The 25,759-nt window shown below is 43.0% G+C and carries 25 protein-coding genes and 1 CRISPR repeat array; of the genes, 3 read left to right on the top strand and 22 right to left on the bottom strand.

What is annotated here, in order from left to right; all coding sequences use genetic code 11:
- Positions 1-331: 331 nt before the first annotated feature.
- From NST31_RS21385 to mntR, 17 genes are all read right to left on the bottom strand, one after another.
- Complete coding sequence (locus tag NST31_RS21385; RefSeq protein ID WP_077113379.1) at positions 332-502, bottom strand: YozD family protein; 171 nt, start codon at positions 500-502, stop codon at positions 332-334.
- An 18-nt stretch (positions 503-520) separates the two neighbouring features.
- Positions 521-763, bottom strand: a complete 243-nt coding sequence (locus NST31_RS21380; protein ID WP_077113378.1) for a YozE family protein — start codon at positions 761-763, stop codon at positions 521-523.
- A gap of 251 nt (positions 764-1,014) precedes the next feature.
- Positions 1,015-1,155 carry a YjcZ family sporulation protein gene (locus NST31_RS21375; protein WP_077113377.1) on the bottom strand — a complete coding sequence of 47 codons (141 nt, stop codon included), beginning with the start codon at positions 1,153-1,155 and terminating at the stop codon, positions 1,015-1,017.
- 102 nt (positions 1,156-1,257) lie between these two features.
- Positions 1,258-1,683 carry a peptide-methionine (R)-S-oxide reductase MsrB gene (gene msrB, locus NST31_RS21370; RefSeq protein WP_077113376.1) on the bottom strand — a complete coding sequence of 142 codons (426 nt, stop codon included), beginning with the start codon at positions 1,681-1,683 and terminating at the stop codon, positions 1,258-1,260.
- Positions 1,670-2,215 (bottom strand): peptide-methionine (S)-S-oxide reductase MsrA, encoded by a 546-nt coding sequence (msrA, locus tag NST31_RS21365; protein WP_339163161.1) that lies wholly within the window; start codon positions 2,213-2,215, stop codon positions 1,670-1,672. Before msrA ends, msrB begins: the two co-directional genes overlap by 14 nt.
- A 35-nt stretch (positions 2,216-2,250) precedes the next feature.
- Positions 2,251-2,841: a YpmS family protein gene (locus NST31_RS21360; protein ID WP_339163158.1), complete on the bottom strand. Its 591-nt coding sequence runs from the start codon at positions 2,839-2,841 to the stop codon at positions 2,251-2,253.
- A 17-nt stretch (positions 2,842-2,858) separates the two neighbouring features.
- Positions 2,859-3,641, bottom strand: a complete 783-nt coding sequence (locus tag NST31_RS21355) for an SGNH/GDSL hydrolase family protein (protein WP_339163156.1) — start codon at positions 3,639-3,641, stop codon at positions 2,859-2,861.
- A 523-nt stretch (positions 3,642-4,164) separates the two neighbouring features.
- The gene (locus NST31_RS21350) at positions 4,165-4,650 is read right to left on the bottom strand and encodes a dihydrofolate reductase (protein ID WP_339163154.1); all 486 of its coding nucleotides are present in this window, start codon (positions 4,648-4,650) and stop codon (positions 4,165-4,167) included.
- A complete protein-coding gene (locus tag NST31_RS21345; RefSeq protein WP_339163151.1) occupies positions 4,647-5,441 on the bottom strand; it encodes a thymidylate synthase in 795 nt (264 codons plus the stop codon). The genes NST31_RS21350 and NST31_RS21345 overlap by 4 nt, the downstream gene beginning before the upstream one ends.
- 483 nt (positions 5,442-5,924) lie before the next feature.
- Positions 5,925-6,155: a CRISPR direct-repeat array (repeat unit 32 nt; unit sequence ATTTCAATCCACGCACTCATATAGAGTGCGAC).
- Between the two features lie 693 nt (positions 6,156-6,848).
- Complete coding sequence (locus NST31_RS21340) at positions 6,849-7,286, bottom strand: BrxA/BrxB family bacilliredoxin (RefSeq protein ID WP_339163149.1); 438 nt, start codon at positions 7,284-7,286, stop codon at positions 6,849-6,851.
- Between the two features lie 27 nt (positions 7,287-7,313).
- The gene (locus NST31_RS21335) at positions 7,314-8,447 is read right to left on the bottom strand and encodes a conserved virulence factor C family protein (protein ID WP_339163146.1); all 1,134 of its coding nucleotides are present in this window, start codon (positions 8,445-8,447) and stop codon (positions 7,314-7,316) included.
- 23 nt (positions 8,448-8,470) lie between these two features.
- On the bottom strand, positions 8,471-10,360 hold the full coding sequence (locus NST31_RS21330) for an ABC-F family ATP-binding cassette domain-containing protein (RefSeq protein WP_339165649.1): 1,890 nt from the start codon (positions 10,358-10,360) through the stop codon (positions 8,471-8,473).
- A gap of 460 nt (positions 10,361-10,820) precedes the next feature.
- Complete coding sequence (locus NST31_RS21325; RefSeq protein WP_339163143.1) at positions 10,821-12,506, bottom strand: formate--tetrahydrofolate ligase; 1,686 nt, start codon at positions 12,504-12,506, stop codon at positions 10,821-10,823.
- Positions 12,507-12,553: 47 nt separating this feature from the next.
- On the bottom strand, positions 12,554-13,255 hold the full coding sequence (locus tag NST31_RS21320; RefSeq protein ID WP_339165648.1) for an AIM24 family protein: 702 nt from the start codon (positions 13,253-13,255) through the stop codon (positions 12,554-12,556).
- A 241-nt stretch (positions 13,256-13,496) separates the two neighbouring features.
- Positions 13,497-13,640: a methyltransferase domain-containing protein gene (locus NST31_RS21315; RefSeq protein ID WP_339163141.1), complete on the bottom strand. Its 144-nt coding sequence runs from the start codon at positions 13,638-13,640 to the stop codon at positions 13,497-13,499.
- Complete coding sequence (locus NST31_RS21310; RefSeq protein WP_139345705.1) at positions 13,637-13,849, bottom strand: hypothetical protein; 213 nt, start codon at positions 13,847-13,849, stop codon at positions 13,637-13,639. The genes NST31_RS21315 and NST31_RS21310 overlap by 4 nt, the downstream gene beginning before the upstream one ends.
- Positions 13,850-13,939: 90 nt before the next feature.
- On the bottom strand, positions 13,940-14,374 hold the full coding sequence (gene mntR, locus NST31_RS21305) for a transcriptional regulator MntR (protein ID WP_339163138.1): 435 nt from the start codon (positions 14,372-14,374) through the stop codon (positions 13,940-13,942).
- A 281-nt stretch (positions 14,375-14,655) separates the two neighbouring features.
- Between mntR and cspD the strand changes: the two genes are divergently transcribed.
- Complete coding sequence (gene cspD / locus NST31_RS21300) at positions 14,656-14,865, top strand: cold-shock protein CspD (protein WP_077113364.1); 210 nt, start codon at positions 14,656-14,658, stop codon at positions 14,863-14,865.
- Between the two features lie 828 nt (positions 14,866-15,693).
- Here cspD and NST31_RS21295 read toward each other — a convergent pair.
- A complete protein-coding gene (locus NST31_RS21295) occupies positions 15,694-15,897 on the bottom strand; it encodes a zinc-finger domain-containing protein (RefSeq protein ID WP_077113362.1) in 204 nt (67 codons plus the stop codon).
- Between the two features lie 26 nt (positions 15,898-15,923).
- Positions 15,924-16,580, bottom strand: a complete 657-nt coding sequence (locus NST31_RS21290) for a reverse transcriptase-like protein (RefSeq protein WP_205179875.1) — start codon at positions 16,578-16,580, stop codon at positions 15,924-15,926.
- A gap of 404 nt (positions 16,581-16,984) precedes the next feature.
- Here NST31_RS21290 and NST31_RS21285 point away from each other — a divergent pair, with 404 nt between their 5' ends.
- Complete coding sequence (locus NST31_RS21285; protein WP_205179877.1) at positions 16,985-17,371, top strand: RNase H family protein; 387 nt, start codon at positions 16,985-16,987, stop codon at positions 17,369-17,371.
- Here the strand turns inward: NST31_RS21285 and NST31_RS21280 are convergent.
- A complete protein-coding gene (locus tag NST31_RS21280; RefSeq protein ID WP_205179878.1) occupies positions 17,368-18,291 on the bottom strand; it encodes a 5'-3' exonuclease in 924 nt (307 codons plus the stop codon). The genes NST31_RS21285 and NST31_RS21280 overlap by 4 nt on opposite strands.
- Positions 18,292-18,664: 373 nt before the next feature.
- Here NST31_RS21280 and NST31_RS21275 point away from each other — a divergent pair, with 373 nt between their 5' ends.
- Positions 18,665-20,668 (top strand): collagen-like protein, encoded by a 2,004-nt coding sequence (locus NST31_RS21275; protein WP_339163133.1) that lies wholly within the window; start codon positions 18,665-18,667, stop codon positions 20,666-20,668.
- 601 nt (positions 20,669-21,269) lie between these two features.
- Here NST31_RS21275 and NST31_RS21270 read toward each other — a convergent pair.
- Complete coding sequence (locus tag NST31_RS21270; protein WP_205178554.1) at positions 21,270-22,106, bottom strand: sulfurtransferase; 837 nt, start codon at positions 22,104-22,106, stop codon at positions 21,270-21,272.
- A gap of 14 nt (positions 22,107-22,120) precedes the next feature.
- On the bottom strand, positions 22,121-25,732 hold the full coding sequence (locus NST31_RS21265) for a dynamin family protein (RefSeq protein WP_339163130.1): 3,612 nt from the start codon (positions 25,730-25,732) through the stop codon (positions 22,121-22,123).
- Positions 25,733-25,759: the final 27 nt, after the last annotated feature.

The following is a 25,759-nucleotide window of genomic DNA, read 5'->3' as shown; positions in this document are numbered from 1 at the left end:
TTGTGTTAAAAAAATCCCTATCATCGCTACGTCAACATATTTCGCTTTCCGCGGGCACGGCTTCAGCTTCCTCGGAAAGCAAAGGTCGCTTTCCTGCGGGATCTTCAGCTCGAGCTATTCCCGCAGGAGTCTACTTATTTTGACTACGCTTAAGGCTTGCGTATTATACACTGGGACAATTTATCCGGCATGTAAGGTGCCGTATCATGAGTGAATACAAAAAGTCTAAGTGGGAGAAAACGGCACCTAAATGCCCGATTCGTTCAACTAACATTCAGTAGGAGCCCTACTTAATGAAGTTTCACTTTATTGTTCGTTTTTTCATCAGCTGTTATGTATCCACATCTTCATCAATCATATGTTTTGCGAGCAAATATTCAAAAGTGATATCTGCTATTTCAGCGATATCTTCTTCTCTGGGAACGAAGCCCCGTCTTAACAGCTCCTGATAAAAAAATTCAGCTATTTCGTCCGTATCAACAAAAACATCCATTTCATGCATACAACTCGCCCCTTTTTGTCATATTTGCTTATGTCCAGATTGATTCTCTGATTCCAAATATAACTCCCAAGCCTGGTCAAACAGGACCATCGTTGGCAAATAATTTCCGTTTAATTCCAAATAAGTGCTGATTTCATCGTAATCCTCTGAATGCTTTGGAAAACTATGATCATGATAGGCCGCATTGGCAAAACGGCTGATTTCGTCCGTCGTTTTATCTTCCCGATATTTCATCAAAAAGTGAAAAAATGATTTCCGCATTGGTTGCACCTTCTCCAGCATGTCGTGTATACAGATAATATAGCGAATTGAACGCGACAAGTAAAAACTTTTGTTTTCGGACCGCCAGATTTAAAGAATAAGAAGCTTGGCCACCGTCAAAACTCAACCGAACGGCCGTCTAGCGAGTGGCGAATGAACCTTCTTAAATCGGCACAACGCAGATGTGTTGGCAGTGTTCTTCCTTATCCTTTCACGAAATAAACCCCCTATTCGGGGGCTCGTCGTTTTCATTAAAAGCACCAGCATGCTCCAATAATGACAAGTAAAATAAACAACACAACAATCAGCGCAAAACCGCCGCCAAATCCTCCAACGCCATATCCATATCCATATGCCGGATAACAATAATCGTAACAACCGCCATAGTACATGATTTTCACTCCCCAGTAATTGGTTGTTTCGTTCATATACTATGTATATGTCTAATGGGCCGCATGTGCAATTGCCTAATTTATTTAAAAAAATGAGTCAAGTTATCGAAACAACTTTACATATTCGCCGTATCCTTCTTCTTCCAGCTTGTCTTTTGGTATAAAACGCAAGGCCGCAGAATTAATGCAATAGCGCAGTCCTGCCGGCCCGGGACCGTCGGGAAATACATGGCCCAAATGGGAGTCCGCCGTTTTACTTCGTACTTCCGTCCTCACCATTCCGTAGCTTACATCTTCCTTCTCGACGATTTCACTTTCCTCAATCGGTTTTGTAAAACTGGGCCAACCGCAGCCCGCATCATATTTATCATGCGAACTGAATAAAGGTTTCCCCGAAATGATGTCTACATATATTCCTTCTTCTTCATGATCCCAATATTCATTTTGAAACGGCGGTTCCGTTCCATTATTTTGCGTTACTTCAAATTGTAAAGGCGTTAATCTTTTTTGAAAATCATCTTTTTTCAATACGTTCACCCCAATGTTTTAGGATAAAATCGGCCCGACCTGAACCGTGCTGATAGGCATTGTACCGCTCCGGATTTTTCTTATAAAAGTCTTGGTGATATTCTTCCGCCGAATAAAATGGACCCGCGGGTTCAATAGCAACAGCAATGGGCTTTGAAAATTTCCCGCTTTCGTTCAATTCCCGTTTGGAAGCTTCCGCCACTTCCCGCTGTTCTTTATTGTGGTAAAAAATCACTGGTTTGTACGATTCCCCCCGATCGTAAAACTGCCCTCCGGCATCTGTTGGGTCAATTTGCATCCAGTAAATATCAAGGAGCTGTTTATACGTCATTTTCCCTGAATCAAATGTGATTTGTACAGCCTCAACATGGCCAGTTTGTCCATAGCATACTTCTTCATATGTCGGGTTTTCCTTCGTGCCTCCGGTATATCCAGAAACAACTTTTATGATACCAGGCAGTTCATCAAATGGTTTCACCATACACCAGAAACATCCACCGGCAAATGTAGCTGTCTCGTATGTTACTTTCATGTCGCAACTCCTCCTTTTCCATATTGTACTGGCTATTACTCGGAAGGGACAAGCATTCTTAATGAAATACGGTCTTCTTTCAAATTAAATTCTTGAACACGAACCTGGATGTCATTATTAAGCCTCATACGGTGCAACGCCACATACACTTGTTTATCGTTCGGAAGTATGGTCACCCATTCAGGCAGTTTGTAAGCATCCCGGATAAACTTTAATATGTATGAAACGGGTAGCTTGACATCGCCAAGGGATAGATTTTTCTGTTTCAATATAAGATCTCCATTCTCCAGCGCTATCGGTTCAAAAGTCATTTGTAGCTGCAGCGTTTGGGAAAAGACCGATACCTCCCCGTACAGTTCGACCTCATCGGTTAAATATACATTGTAATGTATAGGACCATTTAAGCCTTCTTTTTCAATATAGTGGTTGATGAGCTTGTTTAAATCTTCCTTTTGGACCGATATGATAAATTCGGAATGGGTTTTTTCATTTACCTCAGTATTACGGGGAATTTTTTGCTGGTCTGACCCTGAGAAAAGAAACCATAACAGAATGCCTGTAACAAGCAGATTACATATAATTAATCCAGTAAAAGCGTATTTCCATACATTTTTCTTCTTTCCCATGCTTCACTCCCCCCCCGTTACTGATAAATATAGTCTTCCCTCTCCATATATTCAAAAATCCGTTTGGCTATTTTTTTATATCCGCGGCTGTTGGGATGGAAATAATCTGTATATAGAAGGCTTTCTTCATTGTTTTTAAATATATCGTCTACTGGGACAAACAAGGCGTTATCATAATTGGCAACCGTTTCAGCACTTACATCATTCCAATTTTTCACAACCATATCCATTTCTTTCATATCCGAAAACCATTTTATAAACGGGTTATAGATTCCAACAAGAATAATGGCTGCCGTACTGTTATATTCCCTTACGGTCATTAAAATTTCCTGCAGTCTGTTGCGATATCCGGTTTCTGCCACAGAAAATGTATCGACCTTGAGGCCCAATAAATTGTCTTTTATCACTTGCATAATGTCATTGCCGCCAATTGTAATAATCACCGCTTCAGCTTCTTGGATGTTGTATTTGATCGCTGGATTTTTCAGCCGCTTTAACAATTGATCCGTTCTGTTTCCTTTTACCCCGAAGTTTTGAAATTCAGCATGTTTAATTCCTTTTAATTGTTCAATATCCTTCTTTAAAAAATGAATATATCCATTCACATTCTCTCCGGAGCCCACACCTTGGGTTAAAGAGTCGCCAATGGAAACCACTTTTATATTTTTCGGGATAAAGTCTTCAGGCGGAGCTCCCTTCTCCTTCATCCGGATTTCCTTTTCACTTAATTCCTTATATGGGGCTGAACAACCAGCTACGATCAAAACTAGCGACAAAATGAAAAGAACGTGTTTTTTCATCTTAAGATTCACTCTCTTTTTTTGGTGTTCTTATTATAACATGATATGCTGAATGCGATGAAAAGCTTGACAAAAACATGCTTGCCGTTATGAAGCTAACCGTTAATAAGCAGTGAGGAGTCAGCGTTTCAACCACCACAACAAAGCTCTGACATTTATTTTTATGATAAAAAGTATTTCTTGAAGCTTTATACAAGATCATACATGCGTCACTGTTTTTTCGAACGTGAAAAAAAGACGATCAATTATATGATCGCCTCCTATTAGACATAATATGAAAATCCGCTCTACTATTCGTGTGTACGGCTGCTGGTGATTGGAAACATTTGTAAAATGAGAATTTGTGGTATACCCCTATGACATACTAATCTGACAATATTTTCCAATTGAAATTGAGTTTGTCCGAAAAGTAATATTTCAGCTTAAAATTAAAAAGAAAACCCAAGATTGCCGTAAAATCAACATTCTTGGGTTTTAACTTTTAGTGCATTTACTAATTGGGACTTTTTAAACCAACCTCATATTAGCTTCGTTCATATATGCGAAATTCATAATCATAGGGGTTTTTCTCGTTTTTTGGCCCTGGTTTTGTCGAAACGAGACGCCATTCGTCCCAGTTGACATCTGGAAAGTACGTATCCCCTTTAAAATGGCAATGGATTTTTGTTACATATAAACGGTCAACTTCATCTAAAAAAAGGCGAAATATTTCTGATCCACCTGTAATAAAGACTTCAGAATCATATTGTTCAATCCATTCAAGCAACTCGTCCTTTGAGTGAAAAACAAGACAATCTTCCGCTTGAAATGCCTTGTCCCTCGTTAAAATAATGTTTTTTCTTCCGGGAAGGGGCCTTCCAATCGATTCAAACGTCTTTCTCCCCATCACGATCGGATGCCCCATCGTTGTTTCTTTAAAATACTTTAAATCCGCCGGCAAACGCCATGGCAGTTCATTGTTTTTTCCTATTAATCCATTTTCGTCTTCCGCCCATAGAAAAGAGATCATACACTTACCACCCCTTTTATATGAGGATGCGGGTCATATCCTTCCAATTGAAAATCTTCAAATGTGAAAGTGAACAAATCTTTTACATCTGGATTGATTTTCATTGTAGGCAACGGCCGCGGATCACGTGACATCTGAAGCTTTACTTGTTCAATATGGTTCTGATAAATATGGGCATCACCAAATGTATGCACAAATTCACCGGGTTCCAGGTCACAGACTTGAGCCATCATCATCGTTAACAATGCATAGGAAGCAATATTAAAAGGGACACCGAGAAAAATATCCGCCGAACGCTGATAGAGCTGACAGGACAATTTTCCGTTGCTTACATTAAACTGGAATAAGCAATGGCATGGGGGAAGCGCCATCTTATCAATATCGCCAACATTCCAGGCGTTGACAATGAGGCGCCTGGAATCCGGATTTGTTTTAATTTGGTGGAGCACATCCTTAATTTGGTCAATCGTTCGGCCGTCTGCCGTTTCCCAGGAACGCCACTGTTTTCCGTATACAGGACCCAAATTTCCCTCTTCGTCAGCCCATTCGTTCCAAATTCGGACCCCGTGCTCTTGCAAATAGGCAATGTTTGTATCACCGGCCAAAAACCAAAGCAGCTCGTGAATAATGGACTTCGTATGAAGCTTTTTGGTCGTTAACAACGGAAAGCCCTTCTGCAAATCAAACCTCATTTGATAACCAAATAAGCTGATGGTTCCTGTACCGGTCCGATCATTTTTATGTACCCCTTTTTCAAGGACCTCTTTACACAACTTCAAATATTGTTCCATAGAAATACACCCTTCCGCTAAAATGATTCATACATGGTGGGAGCGGACTTTTCCCCACTCACACTACTTTTATTCCTCATTAACTCAAAAGGAGGACAACCGCTTTAGAAAGGCTTGCCTCAGCGTGTAACTACCTGTAAAAAGCCCAATTGGCTGAGGCCGATAGGGCAAGGAATAAACAACAGCACTGTTTCAAAGATGACGGTCACAAAGATGGCTGCCGCAAGGTATACTTTTGCAAACAAAGCGATTGAGTAAGGAAAGTTCGGCAGCCTTGGCACCTGACGAAAAAAAGATAAACTTCGAGTGCCTGACTGGCCTAGGCTTACTAACAGGCAGGACGCTTTCCATCTTAGCCTTTATCCCGAAGGCAAGAAAAAATTACTTTATATGTAATATTCGTACGAAGTAAACTGGCGGATATAGAGACTTCTATCCAGCAGAGTGCGACATATTATATCACGAAAACGGAGGAATCCACAAATGTTTCAATTCGCACTCATATAGAGTGCGACATAACGGTTTAATTCTTTTTGTACTGTTTTCTTATTTCAATCCACGCACTCATATAGAGTGCGACTTCCAGCAAGCATACAACATGAACCTTTACAAGGAAATTTCAATCCACGCACTCATATAGAGTGCGACTGAGTAAATGAGGGTATTGAGGGCTTTTATTTCTATTTCAATCCACGCACTCATATAGAGTGCGACAGCGAAAATTTCCCTAATAAATGGAAAATCGACCCCTAAATCTAGCAAAATAGCCTGTTTGTGGGGGGAGTTCGCCTGCGTTCTCTTCAATTTTACCATATATTTCCGCTTTATACTGGCTTTTTTGGTGCGGGTCCCCTAGAGATTTTATGTTCGCTTGGGGTCCGCACCAAAGTCTAAGCCCTATATTTTATGCACATTGACATTTCTATTTTTTTTAACTAAAAGTCCCAGAATCGAAGTTCCATATTTCATCCACGGACTCATGGAAAGTGCTGCTGAATCTTATATAGTTGTCTAGCACACTTCGCTCCCTCTCCCCCCACAAAGCTCCTCTGCCTGGAAATATAAAGAGGTAGATTGAAAGAAAGCAGCGGCCCCCTCCATTTCTCCATATAAACAGTGAAAAACCTATCTTATTATACCATATCATAGGGCTAAATAAGATCATTTCAAACCTGTGCGATGAGGGTGAAGACGATGTTCAAACAAGGATATGGATCCTCAAACAATTGAAATAAAAATGGAAAAAATTTTATGATAAGGTATAATATGATTATTGCTTTGACTAAAGGAGGAGTAGAAGTGACTGCACTTATCTATATAGGCTGTTTCGTAATGATCGGCTACTTCGTTTATTTAGCCATTGCAGATTAGGGTTTTGGGCAGAAATTGCCCAAAACCCTGTTTTTTTTAAGAACAATACTTTTCAAATGCGGCTGTTAATTCTTGTACAATCTGTTCCATCTCATTGTCTTCAATTTGCTCACGTGGAACAAAAAAGACGATTTCCTTTCCTTTTAAAAGGGCCATTGAAGGAGATGACGGCTCATAGCCCGTAAAATATTCACGCATTTTGGCTGTCGCTTCCCTTTCCTGGCCGGCAAAAACGGTCACCAAATTGTCCGGCTTCTTTTCACTTGCCTGAACAGCCTGAATGGCCGCCGGCCTGGCTAGCCCCGCGGCACATCCACATACGGAATTGACAACGACAAATGTCGTGCCTGTGACCTCGTTCATAAAGTTTTCCACATCCTCGGGGGTAAGGAGTTCTTTGAATTGAGCGTGAACAAGCTCTTCCCTCATCGGTTTTACAACTTGCCTCATATATTCCTCATATGCCATCGACATCGGAATACCTCCGTTCCTGTTATTTATTCAATTTTTTTGCTTTCTGGCTTCAGTCATTTGTTTCCATACAGAACCTTTTGCTTCCTCTCCGCCTTCGATCCGCTCGATCGCCATTTTGATTTGCAGTCTGACTTCAAATTCCGGATCGTTCTCCGCCGCTTTTAATGCCGGGAGGACACGTTCATCTCCCACTTCATATAAAAACATGGCGGCGCGCCAGCGGACAATTTTACTTTTGTCTTCCAATGCCTTGCTCATTTCTTCCATGGCTTCGGGAAAACCAAGATCAGACAGGCAGTCCCCAGCTGTCCTGCGTACGGTAACGGTCTGATCTTTTAATCCCTTATACAACAAGGGCAATACCTTTCGGTCTTCGATCATGCCAAGATAAACGACCGCGAGCCTGCGGATAGATGATTTTTCATCATGAAGAGCTTTTTCCAAAACGGGGAGATCATCAAGCGTCGGGTTTTCCATTTGCTCCAACAGCTGATACCTTTTTCGCCAATCAGGGTTGTCAAGCATCTCTTCTGTCAACTTCAAATATTTTTTTGTCTGTAAGGGACTATCCTCTTCATTTTTCAAGGCTCTGTCGACAAGTTGCTTAAGCCGATCTTCAGGATACGCTGCACCTAACTCTTCCACTACTTGCATACCGATTTCATCAAGTTCACCATAACGTACGCCCATATCTTTCCATTTTCGCAAAAGAACATAGTTCTCTCCTTCAAGCTGGGCAGCCTCCATGGCCTTTATAAATCTATCAGGCAACCCAAATCGCTTTTCCTCTGTCCCAGTCGTCAATTTAACCTGGATCGGAATGTTTTTAAATAACTGCACCTGTACATCGACTTCTCCAAAGTGCTCATCCACTTTTCCCTGTTCTGTTTCAATGCCATTGTCTTCTTCCCCGAAAATTTCGCGGACTTTCGGCAGTATCTCTTCCCATGAATACTTTCCATGCCTTTCAACAGCTAAAAAATCTGCAACATGGTATACGCCTTTTACGCCATCTATTTGCAAAATGGATTGAATATAGGGCGGGGCTTGGCCGACATGTTCTTTCTTATAATTATTGCTTACCCCCACTGCCAATTCCTCATCTAAAATCACTTTCATTGTATTCGGGCTTGGTGTCGGTTCAATCGTTTTAATTCTCACGGCAATCCCCTTTCATCATTTCATTAAAAGCTTTCATTGTCCAGTTCAGACAAATATGTCCACCTTTCAATCAAATGTTCCAGATTGGCACTTTCATTCTGAATCTTTTCCATGATTTCCTGTGCCCTTTCAAAATCGCTGCCAGTGTCGTTTAGCTCCTGTTGCAGTACTTCCAGTTTTTCTTCTACTTGTTCAATGTCTTTTTCAATGGTTTCCCATTCTTTTTTCTCTTTATAAGTCATTTTCTTCTTTGATGCAAGTAAAGTAGCTTCTTTTTTGCTTTCCACTTTGCGGTCAACTGGAACTTCCGCTAGTTGTTCTTTCTCTTCAATATAGTCGGTAAAACTGCCGTAGTAATGGTCAATCTGGCCGTTCCCATGAAAAACAAGCAGTTCCTTAGCTGTTTTGTCCAGAAAATATCGGTCGTGTGAAACAGAAATCACTACACCAGGAAATTCTTCTATAAAGTCTTCCAACACGGTCAATGTTTCAGTATCGAGATCATTTGTAGGTTCATCAAGCAGTAAAACGTTCGGCTTAGACATAAGCAGTCTCAATAAGTATAAGCGGCGCTTTTCTCCACCGGACAGCTTCCTGATCAGTGTACCGTGTGTGTGCTTCGGAAAAAGAAACCGTTCGAGCATTTGTGCCGCTGAAAGAACATCTCCCGAAGATGTTTCAATCTCATTCCCGAGCTCTTGTATATAAGCAATCATTCTTTGCTCGCGGTTCATGTCCTCGTTCGTTTGCCTGTAATAAGCTGTTTTGACGGTTGGACCGATATCAAGCGTTCCCGTGTCAAGAACTGTCTCGCCGGCTAGTATATTCAGAAATGTTGATTTTCCGCTTCCGTTCTCGCCGACAATGCCGATGCGGTCCCCTGGTTTTACGATCCAGTTGAACTCGGACATAATTGTTTTATGATCAAAAAACTTAGAAGCATTCATGAATTCAAATACTTTTTTTCCAAGCCGGGAACTGCCGATCGTGATATCAGGATTTTCTCCCGTTGAAAATCCCCCCAACTTTGCTTCCAACTGTTCAAACCGTTGAATTCTTGCTTTTTGTTTGGTTGATCTGGCTTTCGCCCCGCGTTTAATCCATTCCAATTCTCTGCGATACATATTTCGGCGCTTTTTTTCCGCCAACATTTCTTCTTCTTCCCGGAGGGCTTTTGCCTCAATATATGATTGATAATTTCCATCATAAAAATATATGTTTCCATCATGAAGTTCGGCCATTCGGTTTGTAACCCTATCTAAAAAATAACGGTCATGAGACACGACAACAAATGCCTTATCGTATTTTCGCAAATATTCTTCCAGCCACTGAATGCTTCCATAGTCCAGATGGTTTGTCGGTTCGTCCAGCAACAGCAAGTCCGGCGTGTCTACAAGAACTTGAGCCAGTGCCGCACGTTTCTTTTGACCTCCCGATAAATAGGCTGCTTTTTCATTGACGTTGGCAAAGCCCAGTTTCGATAAAATCTTTTCCGCATTCGTCACCGCATCCCAGGCGTTTTCGGCATCCATTTTCCGTTGTATGTCATATAATTGTTGCTGATATAGTTCGTTTTTCGGGTTTTTGTCCAATTTGGCAAGAACTTCTTCATATTCCTTGACAAGCTCCATAAGGCTGGATTTCCCCTGAAACACAATTTCCAGGACAGTTAAATGATCATCCAGCTCCGGGACTTGGGCCAAATAACCGACCGTATAATCTTTCGGAGATGCGAAAGAACCTGTATCAGGTTCTTCCACCCCCGCGATTACTCTAAGAAGGCTTGATTTTCCCGTACCATTTACCCCTACGATGCCGATCTTGTCTTTTTCTTGAATATGAAAGTCAAGGTTTACAAATACATCTTTTTCTCCATAAGTTTTAGAAATTCTTTTTGCCGAAAAAACTTTCATAAATAACCAGTCCATTCTCCTATATAAGGCGAAACTGTAAGCAGGAGAGGTTTTTGTATCCGCTAATTAGAAGCAAATAAAGCCTAAGCTCGCATATCCTGTTGGCAAGCTCAGGCAGCTACTCCCTTTCGTTTCGCTTAATCTATAAATACCTATAAAAAAACGCGCTGTGGCGCTTCCGAATGTTTCTTCTGCCCTGTTACCTCGACAATCGGGCGGTTACTGGAAGTTCCCCTCCAGCCAATCCTTTTCAGAGCGAGAGTCTTGCTGCCAGTTAACGCCGGGATCAGACAAAACTTTCAAGAAACGGGGACTTTTTTCCCACTGATTGTTAGTTGATCCGTTCGGGCGTGTAGGTGGCAATTGTTCCAGGACAATCCTTTTTAGACCAAGGGTTTTACTGCCATTAACGTTGGATAAAATTGGGCACGACCAGTGATGCGGTACGTGCCAAATATTTTTAAAACAACCCGAGAGCTCTTCCTTGTTCATCGACATTCATTTGATACGCAGCCGGTTTTTTTGGAAGGCCGGGCATTGTCATCATTTCCCCAGTCAAAGCCACAATAAATCCCGCACCAATTTTCGGCTTCAGTTCTCTTACATGAATTGTAAAGTCAGTAGGCCTGCCCAGTTTGGCAGGGTCATCGGATAGTGAATATTGAGTTTTCGCCATGCAGACAGGCAAATCGCCCCATCCATTTTCCGCAAATTCCTCTAGTTGTTTAAGGGACTTAACGGAAAATTCCACATCTTTTCCGCCATAAACTTTTTGGACAATTGTTCTGATTTTTTCGTCTAACGGAGCAGTCGTGTCATACAAATATTGAAACTTCCGGTCATTTGTTTCCATTTCATGTAATACTTTCTCCGCCAGATCGATGCCGCCAGCTCCGCCTTTTGCCCAAACCTCTGTTAAGGAAACGGGAATGGAGTTGCTTGCACACCATTCTTGCAAAACTTGAATTTCGGATTCGGAGTCAGCCGCAAACCGGTTGATGGCAACAACAAAAGGCAAGCCGAATTCGGAGATGGTTTCTGTATGTTTTTTCAAGTTCTCCAGCCCTTTTTTAAGACCCGTAATGTTTTCATGCTTTAACTCGTCCTTTGGTACGCCGCCATGCATCTTTAACGCGCGGATCGTCGCAACGATAACCACTGCCGCGGGTTCAACACCCGCACTTCTTGATTTAATGTGAAGAAATTTCTCCGCCCCAAGATCAGCGCCGAAGCCTGCTTCCGTTACCACAAAGTCGGCAAGTTTTGCTGCTGTTTTTGTCGCCATTACGCTGTTACACCCGTGTGCGATATTAGCAAACGGACCACCATGAATAATCGCCGGTGTATGTTCAATCGTTTGAACCAGATTTGGTTTTAAGGCATCTTTCAGCAGAAGCGCAAGCGCCCCTTCACCTCCAAGATCTTTTACGGTCACGGGTTTGCGGTCAAAGTCATATGCAATAACCATGCTAGACAACCTGCGCTTCAAATCATCCAAGTCCGTCGCTAGGCATAAAACCGCCATAATTTCCGAAGCGACAGTAATGTCAAAACCATCTTCACGCGGGATTCCTTGACCCGGACCGCCCAATCCAACGACCACTTCCCTCAAAGCCCGGTCATTTAAATCGACAGCTCTCTTCCAAACGATTCTCCTCTGGTCAATCCGCAACTCATTCCCTTGATGCATATGGTTATCTAACAGCGCAGCCAATGCATTATTGGCAGTGGTGATCGCATGCAGGTCACCGGTAAAATGCAGGTTGATATCCTCCATCGGCAATACCTGCGCATACCCGCCTCCGGTTGCACCGCCTTTGATCCCCATCGTAGGACCAAGAGAAGGTTCTCTTAACGCAATCATTGTTTTTTTTCCCAGTCTTGACAAAGCATCACCCAAACCAACTGTTACAGTAGACTTGCCCTCACCGGCAGGGGTCGGATTGATTGAAGTGACCAAGATAACCTTTCCGTTTTTTTGTTGTTCCAGCTCCCTCATCTTTTCATAAGAAATTTTCGCTTTAAATTTCCCGTATAACTCAATATCGTCCTCAGTAAGGCTGACTTTTTCGGCAATTTCGAGGATGGGATCCAATTTCGAACTTTGGGCTATTTCTATGTCGCTTAACGTTTTTTTCTCATCCATATATAAATGTAACCTCCCTGTTTTATATTTAAGATCATATGATTTTTTTACTCGCTTGACTGTCCAAAATAGGTCTCTTCATAAGGCTGAACCACCACAAAACCGTCACCTTCAAATTTCATTTGAATCGACTCGCCGCTTCCTCTGCCAAAGAAGGTTTTTAACTGAACGTCCGTTACGAATTCGGGAGACAAGTTCCCTGACCAAGCCACAGTTGCGTGAGGGTCGGTGTATACGGGGTTACCCTGGGCAATAGCTAAAGTTAACGGTTCATAATGTGTGGTAATGGCAGTCATGCCGGTTCCTGTTATCTTAATATTGAACAAGCCGCCGGCCATCATTCCGGCAATCTTCCGCATAAGCTTAATATCCCACGAAAGGGCAGGTTCAAAAGCAAGCAAGTTGTTTCCGTTTACAAACAGGGATTCATTTTTCAGATTCAGGATGGAGATTTTCTTCCCCGCATCGGCCAGGTACAGCTTGCCATTTCCATTTGCCTTCATGAGTGGGGTTCCTTCCCCGGTGAATGCCTTTTTAAATAATCTTCCGATTCCGTGTTCTAATATCCCTTCCCGCTCAAACTTTATATATCCTCGGTATGAGACCATTGCTCCCGCTTTTGCCCAAACCTGTCCGTCCAAATTCACCTCTAACAAACGGGGCGTCTCCAACTCAAATAAGCCTTCGCCTTTATCTTCTTGTTGTGTTTCCCTAATAAATTCGCTGATGGAATAACGGTTTTCTGCCATCGTTGTCCCCCATCTATTTTTTGTTATTTTTAAATTGAAAAGATCTATAAATGACAAAGCTTGCTTTAAGTCGTCGGAAAGACCGCTTAGGAGGTGCTCTTGCACGCCCCTTTTATACACGCCTTTTTCCGCGACTTTTATCCATCCATGATCAGCGGCAAGCTTTGCAAATTCTCGTTGCAAATGATTTTTCTCCCTAAAAGTCGCAGATAGCTGTTCTTTTAAGGCATTGCTGTATGACCTAAGATGCCAAAACAGCATAGCCGCCGGGTTTTATGATTTTCCGAATGTTTTGTAATGCGCATAAAGGCTGCTCCGTCCATTCAAGCGAATGAATCGCCATGACACCGTCAAGCTCCTTTTCGCGAAAAAGAGGGTTATTCAAAATTTCCCGCCAAGAACAAAAGGCCAGGCCTTTCGTTCTTTTTGGCAAGTGCGATCATTTCCTGACAAGTCGAATCCTGTCACTGTAAAACCTTTCTGCTTTAAGAGATGAGCCGTATCCATCGCCGCAGCCCAAATCCCTATGTAGCCCTTTGGGATATGCTTTTGAAAAAATGGAATCATGCTCCCATTTTCCCACATTCGGCTCATGCCATGATGCAACCCGAACATCCCGCGAAGTTTTGGCGGCTTCTTCCCACGAAAAATGGTCTCATCCCAACCTGCCGCGGTTATAGGGCGTTATTTTTTTGTTTCTTCTTCCTCAGTCCTATCATGAATCAACTTCAAATCTGCTACTCTTTCCGGGTTTTCTTCGAAATATTGGACAAGATCACCAATTCGGTCAATGGAATCCCAACTCAGATGATGTTCGATTCCTTCTACATCGTCATAAATGTTCTCCTGTTTGACTCCGATCGTTTGTAAAAATTTTTCCAATAGATCATGACGCTCAACAAGGCGTTTTCCAATCTTCTTTCCTTTGGACGTCAGAATTAGCCCCCGGTACCTTTCATAAACAATGTAGCTTTCCCGATCGAGTTTTTGAACCATTTTTGTAACTGAGGAGGGATGGACTTCCAGAGCTTCTGCAATATCGGAAACTCGTGCATATCCTTTGTTATCGATTAATAAATAAATTTGTTCTATATAATCCTCCATGCTAGGAGTCGGCATGATAATCCCTCCAAATACCTTTTATAAGCACCTAAAAGTTTACTATATACAGCGGTTTTTCACAAGTAAAGGGGAATGAAAACCCTTTACTTTATTCTAATTTTCTAAAAAGTGATCACAACTTTCTGATGATTTCTTGACTCGAGGGAACGTCTAGTGTATAGTTGATGTATCATTTAGCAAAATAAGTGAAATGGACAGAGTTTTCAGTTGTTTTGTTTTATGATAATATTTTTTCATGGCACATAGCGGTGCCGTAAGATTTTAGGAGGATTAAGTGCATGCAAAACGGAAAAGTAAAATGGTTTAACAACGAAAAAGGCTACGGTTTTATCGAAGTTGAAGGCGGAGACGATGTATTCGTACATTTCACTGCCATTCAAGGCGAAGGCTTTAAAACATTGGAAGAAGGCCAAGAAGTCTCTTTTGAAATCGTTGAAGGAAACCGTGGACCTCAGGCTGCTAACGTTAACAAAGTAACCACAATATAAAATGCACAAGGCTGACTATTGCGTCAGCCTTTTTTTGTTCTAGTAAGGAAAAGGTATCTCCTGATCGGGAATGATCATTGTTTCCAATAGCAGACACTTGCTGAAGTCGTACAATTTTCCACTTAATAAAATGGAAAATAACTCAATGTGTAATAAGCGTTTAAAAGGGTAACTGCTGGCTTGATGACGACTATACCATTTGCCTTCTTGGAATTGGCCACGGAGCTTTTCTTACTTAAAAAACATTGATGTTAGGGGTTTTAGAACGTGATAGAAAGTCAATGGAAGCTTTTAGGAAGACTTAGTAGTGATTGCTGATCAGCGGAAAAACGCCAGAGAGCTTGGAAGCTGATTTGAAGTCGAGTGTGGCTTCATTAGAGGCTTTGGGGAATGTTTAAAATGGTTTATTTTATAAAAAATTTTTGTTCTGATGGTGTGCAAGGATACCAGAGTGGGGTATTCATGCTGTCAATATTATATAGTGATTGTTGCCGAGTTTGATTTTACATCATTTTGCACGTTTTTCTAAAAATGGTTGAAAGATAAAAGGCTAACTTTTGGACAAGTACCCCTTTGGATTCCATTCTTTTTGTATATATGGGGACGCCCCTAATCCTAGTGCAGGCATTCTTGCGATAGCAGCAAATAGCTTTTTCCTTTTTCTATTGTATTGATCAATGGCATTAGTCTTGCAAACCGAAAAAAATGAAGCCGCCATAACGAACTTTATATGATTTTTTAAAAACAAGAAGAGGAGTTTTTTACAAGATTTAAATACGGAAGTGTTAAGCGGAGTTTTTTGATAAAAGATGATAGGCCGCCCCACGATCATGGATCCAGCCCAGCCTCCTCCGTGTTTACCAATTCCTTGCCCTTTTCCCGCAAGCTGCTTCCAACTGTACATTGGTTGATGCAAAATTGATGGGCATATGTCTTACTGTATGCTTTTCTGAAATGCTTTTTTAAAAAGCAATCATTGCAATATTGCTGTAGGATTTCATCGATTTCTTTTATCACATGCGTACGATTCATGGAAAACATCTCCCAGCATCCAAAGCTTACTCTAACTTAGTATGACTATGGATAAATTTATTTTCAAGTGCTTGGCGCGCCAACTTATCCGCTTCCTTGTTTTGAGCCCTTGAGATTACTTCTATTGTGGGTTTGATATGAAGTTTATTTAATGTCATTTCGATTTTATCCAGCCAGCGGCATAATTCCTGTTCATAACAGGGCCATTCACCGGCGAGCTGCTTTAAAACCCCTTGTCCGTCCCCCTTGATTGTGCAAGGGGTATGGCGAATGTCCAATTGTTCCAACATGTTGACGGCGTTGAACAGCGCCACGTATTCCGCTTCGTTACTTGAAGCAATACCATCTATTTTATCATTATAACGCATGTGAAATTGATCAGCGCCGATTTCGTAATAGATGACAATACCAATGCCTGTTTCGCCGCTCTCTTTATGATAACCTCCATCGAAATAAATAGTGGGGTTTCTTGCTTCAGCCTCCACTTTTTGCTTTAATTTCCTGAATTCCTTCAGGCTCCATTCCATTCCCATATCATCTAATATCGTTATTGCTTTTATGCGATTTATTTTGGAAAAATCGTTCAAGATATATTCCAAGATTTGATCATCAAGCCAATTTGTTTCGAATTGCACTTTATCTTTATTGGGAGTTTCGTATTCAAAAGTCAACTTAATATTCATTTGACCCACCACCTATACAGTGAAATCCTTTTACTCCGCTGATAGAAGCGGAACAAAGGCTAAGATAGAAAGCATCCTATTGGCAAAACCCAGGTAATGACCCTCTTGTCGCTCCCTCGCACTCATCCATCCTCGAAAAAAATTACGCTTTTTCCTCATGCGCTGACAGTGCTGTCAAAGCTTTCCTTGTCCTATCGCCCCCAACCAATCGGGCTTTTACTGGCAGTTTGATATCCCTTTATTTTCCATTCCAGTTTTTTCCTTTAAACACTTGAAACGAAGGGCTTACTGCCAGTTAAAGCGGGACATCTGCTTGTTGGCTCCATGCGCTTATTTAGATATAATCATTTGTATTATATGTTATTTTCAGTAGAAGAAAAAATAACGGATCAGGAGATGGACAAATGATTGAAATTTACATAGATGGGGCCAGTGCCGGAGATCCTGGCCCAAGCGGAGCAGGCATTTTTATCAACAATGATGGGAAAGTGAAACAATATGCCCTCCCACTTGGGATTGCCAGCAATCATGAAGCTGAATTCCTCGCTCTCATAAAAGCGTTGGAATTATGTTCGGGAGAAGAAGATGCCATCATTTCGGTCCGGTCTGATTCCACTCTCGTTGTTGACGCCATTGAAAAACAATTTGTCAAAAATAAAAAATACACTCATCTGCTTGATCAAGCACTAAGGTTGACAGAGCAATTCAACCTTTTCTTCATTAAATGGGTACCTTCAAAAGAAAATAAAAAAGCGGACGAACTTGCTAAAAAAGCGATCCGCTTAAACTAATTTGACTTTGTCAATTCCCGGTCTGTAAATGGATGATCGAAGTCTTTTTTCAAAATTTGCAGCTGCCTTTGAACCACATTTAATTCGTGCTCATCCACATAGTCGAAGGCAGATCGCGGGATGTCATTCCAATAAGTTTTCTCGAAGTCAAATTGGAAAGGGGTGCTGCAGTTAATGGCAGCAAGCTCCCGGGATATATGCAGCAATTCCAAATGAGTTTCGATCTTGGCACGCTGTGAAGGTGTTACATCGGCGAGGTTTTCAAGAAGTGTTTCTATACTGCCGAAACGCCGGATTAACGTTAGTGCTGTTTTTTCACCGATCCCTTTTACCCCCGGATATCCGTCGCTTGCATCACCCATCAAAGCTTTTACATCTATGAGCTGATGGGGATCAAGCTGATACATCTCTTGGAATGTTTCTTTTGTGTATTTGGCATAGTTGCCGATCCCCTTTTGCAAAAGCCACACGTCTACACTTTCATCAATTACTTGTAATAGGTCGCGATCTCCCGTTAATACCGTCATTTTGGCATTGTGCCGGTTTTTGGAGCAAATCGTCCCGATACAATCATCCGCCTCATAGCCGCTCACACCAATATTCGGAATGGCAAACGCATGAGTCGCTTCCTTTGCAAAATCAAATTGCGGAATTAATTCAAGAGGAGGCGCTTCCCTGTTTGACTTATAATCTGGAAAAATGTCATTTCGATACGTTTTGCTTCCCATATCCCAACAGACGGTAATATGGGAAGGAGAGGCCGCTTCCACAGCCGACAGGATATGTCTCAAATATCCCTGAACTGCATTAGTTGGAACGCCTTTGCTATTAAACATAAAATGCTTTCTGATGGAAGTGGCGTAAAAGGCCCTAAAAAGAAGCGCCATCCCATCAATCACTAATAAGTGATTTTTTCTCATTTTATATCTTACCCCATTCTCTGTGGATTTGGCTTTACACGCCCGGGAACGTATCTGGCTCGGAAGTGATATAAAGCATTGAAGCTCATGTTCAAATTTGAGTGACATTAGGCAAATCGTCTTGCCAGAGGCTCTGCGCCAGCCAAGCTTACTTTAATTATGACATAAAAAGAGAATGAAGTCTTTTATCCGCTATTTAATCTCTATTCATCTATTTTCAAATCCCAAAATAGCCAAGAGTTTAGAAGGTTCATTTACATCCATTGTAATAGTCTACTAATAAATTAGTGTTTAGCACATTTTTTTTATTTGGGTAAGACCATTATACGGAAATTGATTTTTTCAATACATTAAGAAGGGAGGAAATAGCAATATGCGTAAAAGATATTGTCGATCTTCGAGAGATTATAGAAATGACTGTAACTGTGTTTATTGCTGTCATTTTCGTAAAAGTTGCAAAACAGGAGAGTGTTGCAATAAATGTAAAAGATATTGTCATTCTCCGAGAAATTATAGAGTTGACTGTACCTGCGATTATTGTTGGAGTCATCACAAAAGCTACAAAACGGAAGAATATCAGCATAGTAAAAGGTATTGTCATTCTCCGAGAAAAGATGACTGTAACTGTCATCATCACAAAAACTGCAAAGTTATAAACGTCATAAAATGTCCACCTGTACCACCTTGGCCAGACGGACCGACGGGGCCGACAGGACCGACGGGACCAACGGGGCCGACGGGACCGACGGGGCCGACAGGACCTACGGGACTTACCGGAGCAACGGGACCAACGGGGCCGACAGGACCAACAGGACTTACTGGAGCAACGGGACCGACGGGGCCGATAGGACCTACGGGACTTACCGGAGCAACGGGACCGACGGGGCCGACAGGACCGACGGGACTTACTGGAGCAACGGGACCGACGGGGCCGACAGGACCTACGGGACTTACCGGAGCAACGGGACCGACGGGGCCAACAGGACCTATCGGACTTACTGGAGCAACGGGACCGACGGGGCCAACAGGACCTATCGGACTTACTGGAGCAACGGGACCGACGGGGCCAACAGGACCTATCGGACTTACTGGAGCAACGGGACCGACGGGGCCAACAGGACCTATCGGACTTACTGGAGCAACGGGACCGACGGGGCCAACAGGACCTATCGGACTTACTGGAGCAACGGGACCGACGGGGCCAACAGGACCTATCGGACTTACTGGAGCAACGGGACCGACGGGGCCAACAGGACCTATCGGACTTACTGGAGCAACGGGACCGACGGGGCCAACAGGACCTATCGGACTTACTGGAGCAACGGGACCGACGGGGCCAACAGGACCTATCGGACTTACTGGAGCAACGGGACCGACGGGGCCAACAGGACCTATCGGACTTACTGGAGCAACGGGACCGACGGGGCCAACAGGACCTATCGGACTTACTGGAGCAACGGGACCGACGGGGCCAACAGGACCTATCGGACTTACTGGAGCAACGGGACCGACGGGGCCAACAGGACCTATCGGACTTACTGGAGCAACGGGACCGACGGGGCCAACAGGACCTATCGGACTTACTGGAGCAACGGGACCGACGGGGCCAACAGGACCTATCGGACTTACTGGAGCAACGGGACCGACGGGGCCAACAGGACCTATCGGACTTACTGGAGCAACGGGACCGACGGGGCCAACAGGACCTATCGGACTTACTGGAGCAACGGGACCGACGGGGCCAACAGGACCTATCGGACTTACTGGAGCAACGGGACCGACGGGGCCAACAGGACCTATCGGACTTACTGGAGCAACGGGACCGACGGGGCCAACAGGACCTATCGGACTTACTGGAGCAACGGGACCGACGGGGCCAACAGGACCTATCGGACTCACGGGACCCACAGGGCCGACGGGACCGACGGGCGTAACGGGACCAGCATTTAACACATTTGCTGATCTTTCAGTTTATGGAGTTCGTGCGATTAATAATCAAAGTACAGTGATCTGGACTGTTGCACCATCAAGAACTTTCATTTCAAATATAGGCTTTAACGGAAGCGATTCTTTAATTATTCAACAGCCAGGGATCTATTATATGATTGGAGCACTCATGCCAAGCGTAGGAGTAGGCGGTTCATTTGGGGTGCAGATAGGTATTAATGGCACAACACCACAATTTGGATTTAGTGCTGCAAATTATGGAACTCCCGCCGGTCAAGAAGTTGTCGCCTTTGGTTTAGCTTCGTTAAATGTTGGAGATACCGTTGCACTTTTTAATATTGGAGCACCTACCTCGATTGGTGGCGCAATCGGTAACCAGCCAGATGGGCCGGCAGCTCGATTAACCATTTACAAAATTGCGGATTTATAGCCCCCTTGATCCGGAAATGAAAAAGCTATTTCGTGAATCGCGACTTTTACTCTTGATAAATCCTGAAGATACTGTCAGGATTAGGTTTATCGGGTAAACCAGAAACACGATTAGCAGTCTTCAACAATGGGATAAAGTTCATGTCAAACACATAGTAGCACAGACCAAGGTTTGTGCTACTATTTTTAGTAGAGGTTAAACATTCTTCGGGACTGTTTATGGCCATATTGAAAATTTGACTTGGCAATCTGTTTTTGGTTTACTACTGCGCTTTACAATGGAGGGGCTTGTCTTGAAAAGCATGTACGTTCCGGTCATTTCCAATTGCTTTTTTTATAAACACCGCAGAACATGATTGCTTCTGTATCATTTAGTACAAGTAAATCATTCTTTCATCGCGGTGTTCCTTCGTTCGATTTAGTCATTTAAATCATTTGTTTATTGATAATCGTAGTACATTAGAAAGTAGTAAAGTGGGAGTAATATGAAAATGTTAATGCCCGAAGTAAAAACGCAACTGCCGAGACACTGGCCAAGCTTCCCTTAAACCAAACGCCTCCCCACATTGGTGCATGATTCCGATCATTCCGAACTCAATCCCCTACTGCCCGTTTCCCTTTTCAACCTCATTTTCCGGATAGGAAACCCAGTCGGAATAACTTCCCGCGTACAGCTTGACCTTTTCAAACCCGGCCTCTAATAAGGCGATTATATTTGGCGTGGCAGAAACACCGGAGCCGCAATACACAATGATGTCATCTTCTTTTTTCAAGTGCGAAAACCGCTTTTTCTGTTCCTCGGGACTTTTCCAGCGGCCTCCTTCAAAGCTCTCGGTCCAAACGCAGTTAATGGCACCCGGGATATGGCCCGGGATGCGGTCTAGCGGCTCTTTTATTCCCAAATAGCGTTCTTTGGCCCGTGAATCTATCAAAACAGCCGAACGGGAAATCGTCTGCTTTTTAACCTCTTCATAAGAAGCTAACATGGAATGGTCCAATCGTATCTCAAACTGGGCGCGTTCAAATTCAGGGATGTCGTCTGTTACAGGCAACCCCGCCGCCTCCCAGGATTTCATGCCCCCGTCAAGAACGAAAACTTGTTCATGGCCCGCATATGTCATGAGCCACCAAAAACGAGAAGCAAAACAGCCTTCTCCCCCATCATAAGCAATGACATGCGTATGATTGCCAATGCCGGCTGCTTCCAATTTTCTTTTGAAAGTTTCCATATCGGGCAAGGGGTGGCGCCCGCCATGGGCTTTTACCTCTCCTGATAAATCGGATCCCAAACCAAAGTAGATGGCGCCGGGGATATGCTTCATCTCATATATTTTTCGCCCTTTGGATGGATCTCCCAACTGATAGGTGCAATCTACGATTCTGACATTTTTATCTCCAAGCCTATCTTTGAGCCATTTGACCGTTTTTATATGTTTCATGTCTTTCCTCCTCTTTATGACAAACTGGCGAGAGCATCGCGCAGGCGAATCCATTCGGACAATTTCCCCGCGTCTTCAAAGGCGACGAGCCAAGCCTCAAATTGTGCCTCGGCATCCCTTTGTATATGTTTGATGAGAAGGCTGTATTCTTGCTCGAGCAATTGCTGATAATGCCGGCTCAACTGTGCCAAACCTTCCTGCAAATAGTCGTCTGCAAGTGGCGAAAGGATGGATTCCAAATATTCTTCCATTCGTTTCTTACCGTTTTGTTCGAAAAAGGATTTTGTGTTCTTGAAATATTTAAAGGCCCCTTCAAGTTGGCGCTTTTCAATCGTTTGAAAAGCAGGCTCAAAATCAATGGATTCCGCTTTTTCAAACTCGATTGGAGAAAAGGCCAAGTCCTGCTGAATGTCTTTTGCTTCTGTCAACATTTGCTCAAAGCGTTCTTTCAACAACTTTTTCGCAAACTGTTCGAGACGTAATGAAGTAGCCCTCAATTCCTGGGCAAAGTCAAATCCGGCTGCTTGTAAATATTCATCCAACGCTTTATGGAGTGAATCGCGCTGTTGCAAGCTTGCGGGGTTAAAAGCTTCCTTAAAGAAATCCGGCAGCCTGAAAAATACCCTCTGTTTCACATAGTGGACTAATTCCTGCGCTTCCTGATGCAGCCTGTCAGGCATGGAGCCCGGTTGAGCAGAGCTGAGCCATTGATTTAATTGATCTCTCGCTTCTAGCAGTGCTCGTTTTCTTTCCCCTTTTATATGTTCATCCTCGCTAGCAGCCGCAATAATTTGGTCGAGCAGCGTTCTTGCCCGTTCAAATTCCGCTTCGACTGATTGCACCGCCATTTGCGTCAAGTCGGAATCAAGAAATTGCCGAAACACATCCTGGAACTCACCAATACCAGACTGTTCTCTCGTTTCTTGCTGCAGGGCCTGCTTGCTTGACAAGCCAAAAATTCTCGGGAAACGGATGCCGTATTCGGTAAGCTGGCTTTTGACGTACCGTAATACATCATCCACCTCACCCTTGGAAGATGCCAGATCAATAGCATTTACGATAAAAAACATCTTATCCAGTTCAAAAGCGTCCTTCACTCTTCCCAATTGGATCAGAAACTCCCTGTCGGCCTTTGAAAATGCATGATTGTAATACGTGACGAATAAAATCGCGTCCGAGTTTTTAATATATTCGAAAGCAACTCCCGTATGCCTTGCATTGATTGAATCGGCTCCAGGAGTGTCTACAAGTGTCACTCCCTTGCGTGTAAACGGACAGTCATAGTATAAATCGATTGATTCGACGAAGCATGATTTTGATTCCACTGCCACAAACTGTTGGAAGTCTTTTAAATCAGTTTGAATATCATGTCCCAATTCGCCCTTAAATACCTCATACCCGGTCATAAAAGCGGAAAGGAAAGATAAATGCACTTTTTCATTTCCATCATTCCGGTCGGCTTGTTTGGCCAACACTGTGGGGATAAGTGAATGGGCTTCATCCAATGTATGGGCTGTATGGCCAAACAGTTGCAATGACTGGCTTACGTCGGCAAGCATGTTTTCCGCCGTTTTGAACCGGACAACGGCTGTGCCGTGCTCATGCTTGTTATCGGGCGGACAAATTCTGTTGATGGCCGCCGTTGTCGGGTTCGGTGATACCGGAAGGACAGTTTCTCCAAGCAAGGCGTTGGCAAAAGATGATTTTCCGGCACTAAAAGCGCCAAATAAAGCAATTGTAAACCGGCTGTTTTTTAATCTGTTCACTTTTTGCCGCAACTGCTCTGTGATACGGTGAAATTGCTTTTCTTTAGCTAAAAGCAAGGCGGCTTGTTCCATTTTGGCCAACGTTTCATCGACAGGGACTGTTAGAGTGGCTGTTGTTTCATGCCCGCCCACAATCTCTTCTTTATGTTCTTGTTCATTCTCTAGCATATGTCGGCTTTCATCAAATACTTCCACCTGTTGCTCCAATGACTTCCATTCCGAAATCATTTCTGTTAACCGTTCTTCCTCGGTTCCGGTAGGTTCGGTGATGATGTCCGCTTTTTCATCAAACTCCTTTTCTATTTCTGCCGCTTTGCCCAGGGCGTCCGTCATTTCTTTTACTTGCTTCAGCTCTTGGCGAAGCGAGCTCATTTCTTTTTCAGCCCTCTTCTCCATTTCTTTTGTGATGAGTTGTTTCAACTCCTCGGATTGGCTGACTGCTATTCTTTTGATCCGAGTTGCAATCTCTTCACAATAATTCAGTACATATTCTCCCGTTACACGGGCTCCTTTTTTGATCGTTTCAATGAACAGCCGGTCATCTATGTCCATTTTTAAACTTTGGGCCGCAGATTCAAGTTCGGAGTTGAATACTTGCGCCTCAGACAGCTTTTTGGCGAACAGCTCGCGCATATGCCACTCCAATTCTGTTTCAACCTGCTTTTTTACCTGCTCGGAAAAAGTGCGCAACCGCTGTTCTCTTTCGGTTTCTGTTTTTGCTTTGCTTCGAAAGAAACCGACTTTAAATTCGGGCTGGTATGCCTCCAAAAACTTTTCCGCCGCTTCCCTCGTTTCGTATGGCATTAAATAGGCGTTTTTCAATAAACGCTCCCGTTCCTGATCCAATTCACTAGCCCAGCGGCTTCCTCTTTCGGACAATTCCTCCAATTGGCTTTCAAGGTGTTCCTCTTTTTGAAAAGCCTCAGCGATACGTTCCTGCGAATATTGGGAAAGCACATTGTCATATGGTTCAATTGCCAAGGACTTTTGTTCCTGTAGCCAGATTTTGTGTTCTTCCATCAATTGACTGTGGGCTGTTTGAATGGTTTCTTCCATCCATTGTTTATGGTCGAGCATCGCATGTTGAATAATCGTTTTTACTTCAAGAAATTCATTGTGTTCATGATGAGGATCTTTCAAAGTAGTAAAAAACATTTTTTCCGGATGGACATCCCAGGATGCAAATGCATGTTGCACCGACTGCTTATAATCGTCGAAAGACAGCTCGCTGTCATTATGTTTATCAATTTGGTTAATGATTAAATAAAGCCTTACCCCATGCTTTAACAAATTTTTTGTATAAATAAAGTTTAATTCCGACTGCACATGATTGTAGTCCATCACATAAAAAACAAGATCGGCCAAATGAAGTGCCGATTCGGTTGACAGCCGATGAGCGTCGTCTGTGGAGTCCACCCCCGGCGTGTCCATTATCGTGATTCCCTCCGGAATTTTACTCGTGGTTTTGCCAATCTCAATTTCAAGCGCATCACCATTTTTGCAAAATTGCTTTACTGTTTCAAAGCTGTATGGCGCATGAAATACGAGCGGCTTCTTATTTTGATAATACACTTTGGCAAATTCATGCTCGGACGCAAAAACTTTTACGAGGTTTGCACTCGTGGGAATGGGGCTTGAAGGAAGAATCTCCTCCCCAATCAAGGCATTCACCATCGTTGATTTGCCGGCAGAGAAATGGCCGCTGAAAGCTGCGATAAAATCATTGGAATAGATTTTTTTTAGTAATTTTTTGGCTTTGTCGACACGTTCCCCGTCACCATTTTGCTCAAACCTTTCAATGAAAGTTAATGATTTTTCAAGCAGGGAAACTCTTGCGTCTTTTTCCAGTACTTTTAGCATCCTTTTGATTAACCCCTTAATGTTACT

It is taken from the genome of Siminovitchia sp. FSL W7-1587 (assembly GCF_037963795.1).
Lineage (GTDB): Bacteria > Bacillota > Bacilli > Bacillales > Bacillaceae_C > Siminovitchia > Siminovitchia thermophila.
The sequence above is the reverse complement of the archived record's forward strand: the minus strand, read 5'-3'. Positions and strand labels throughout refer to the sequence as shown.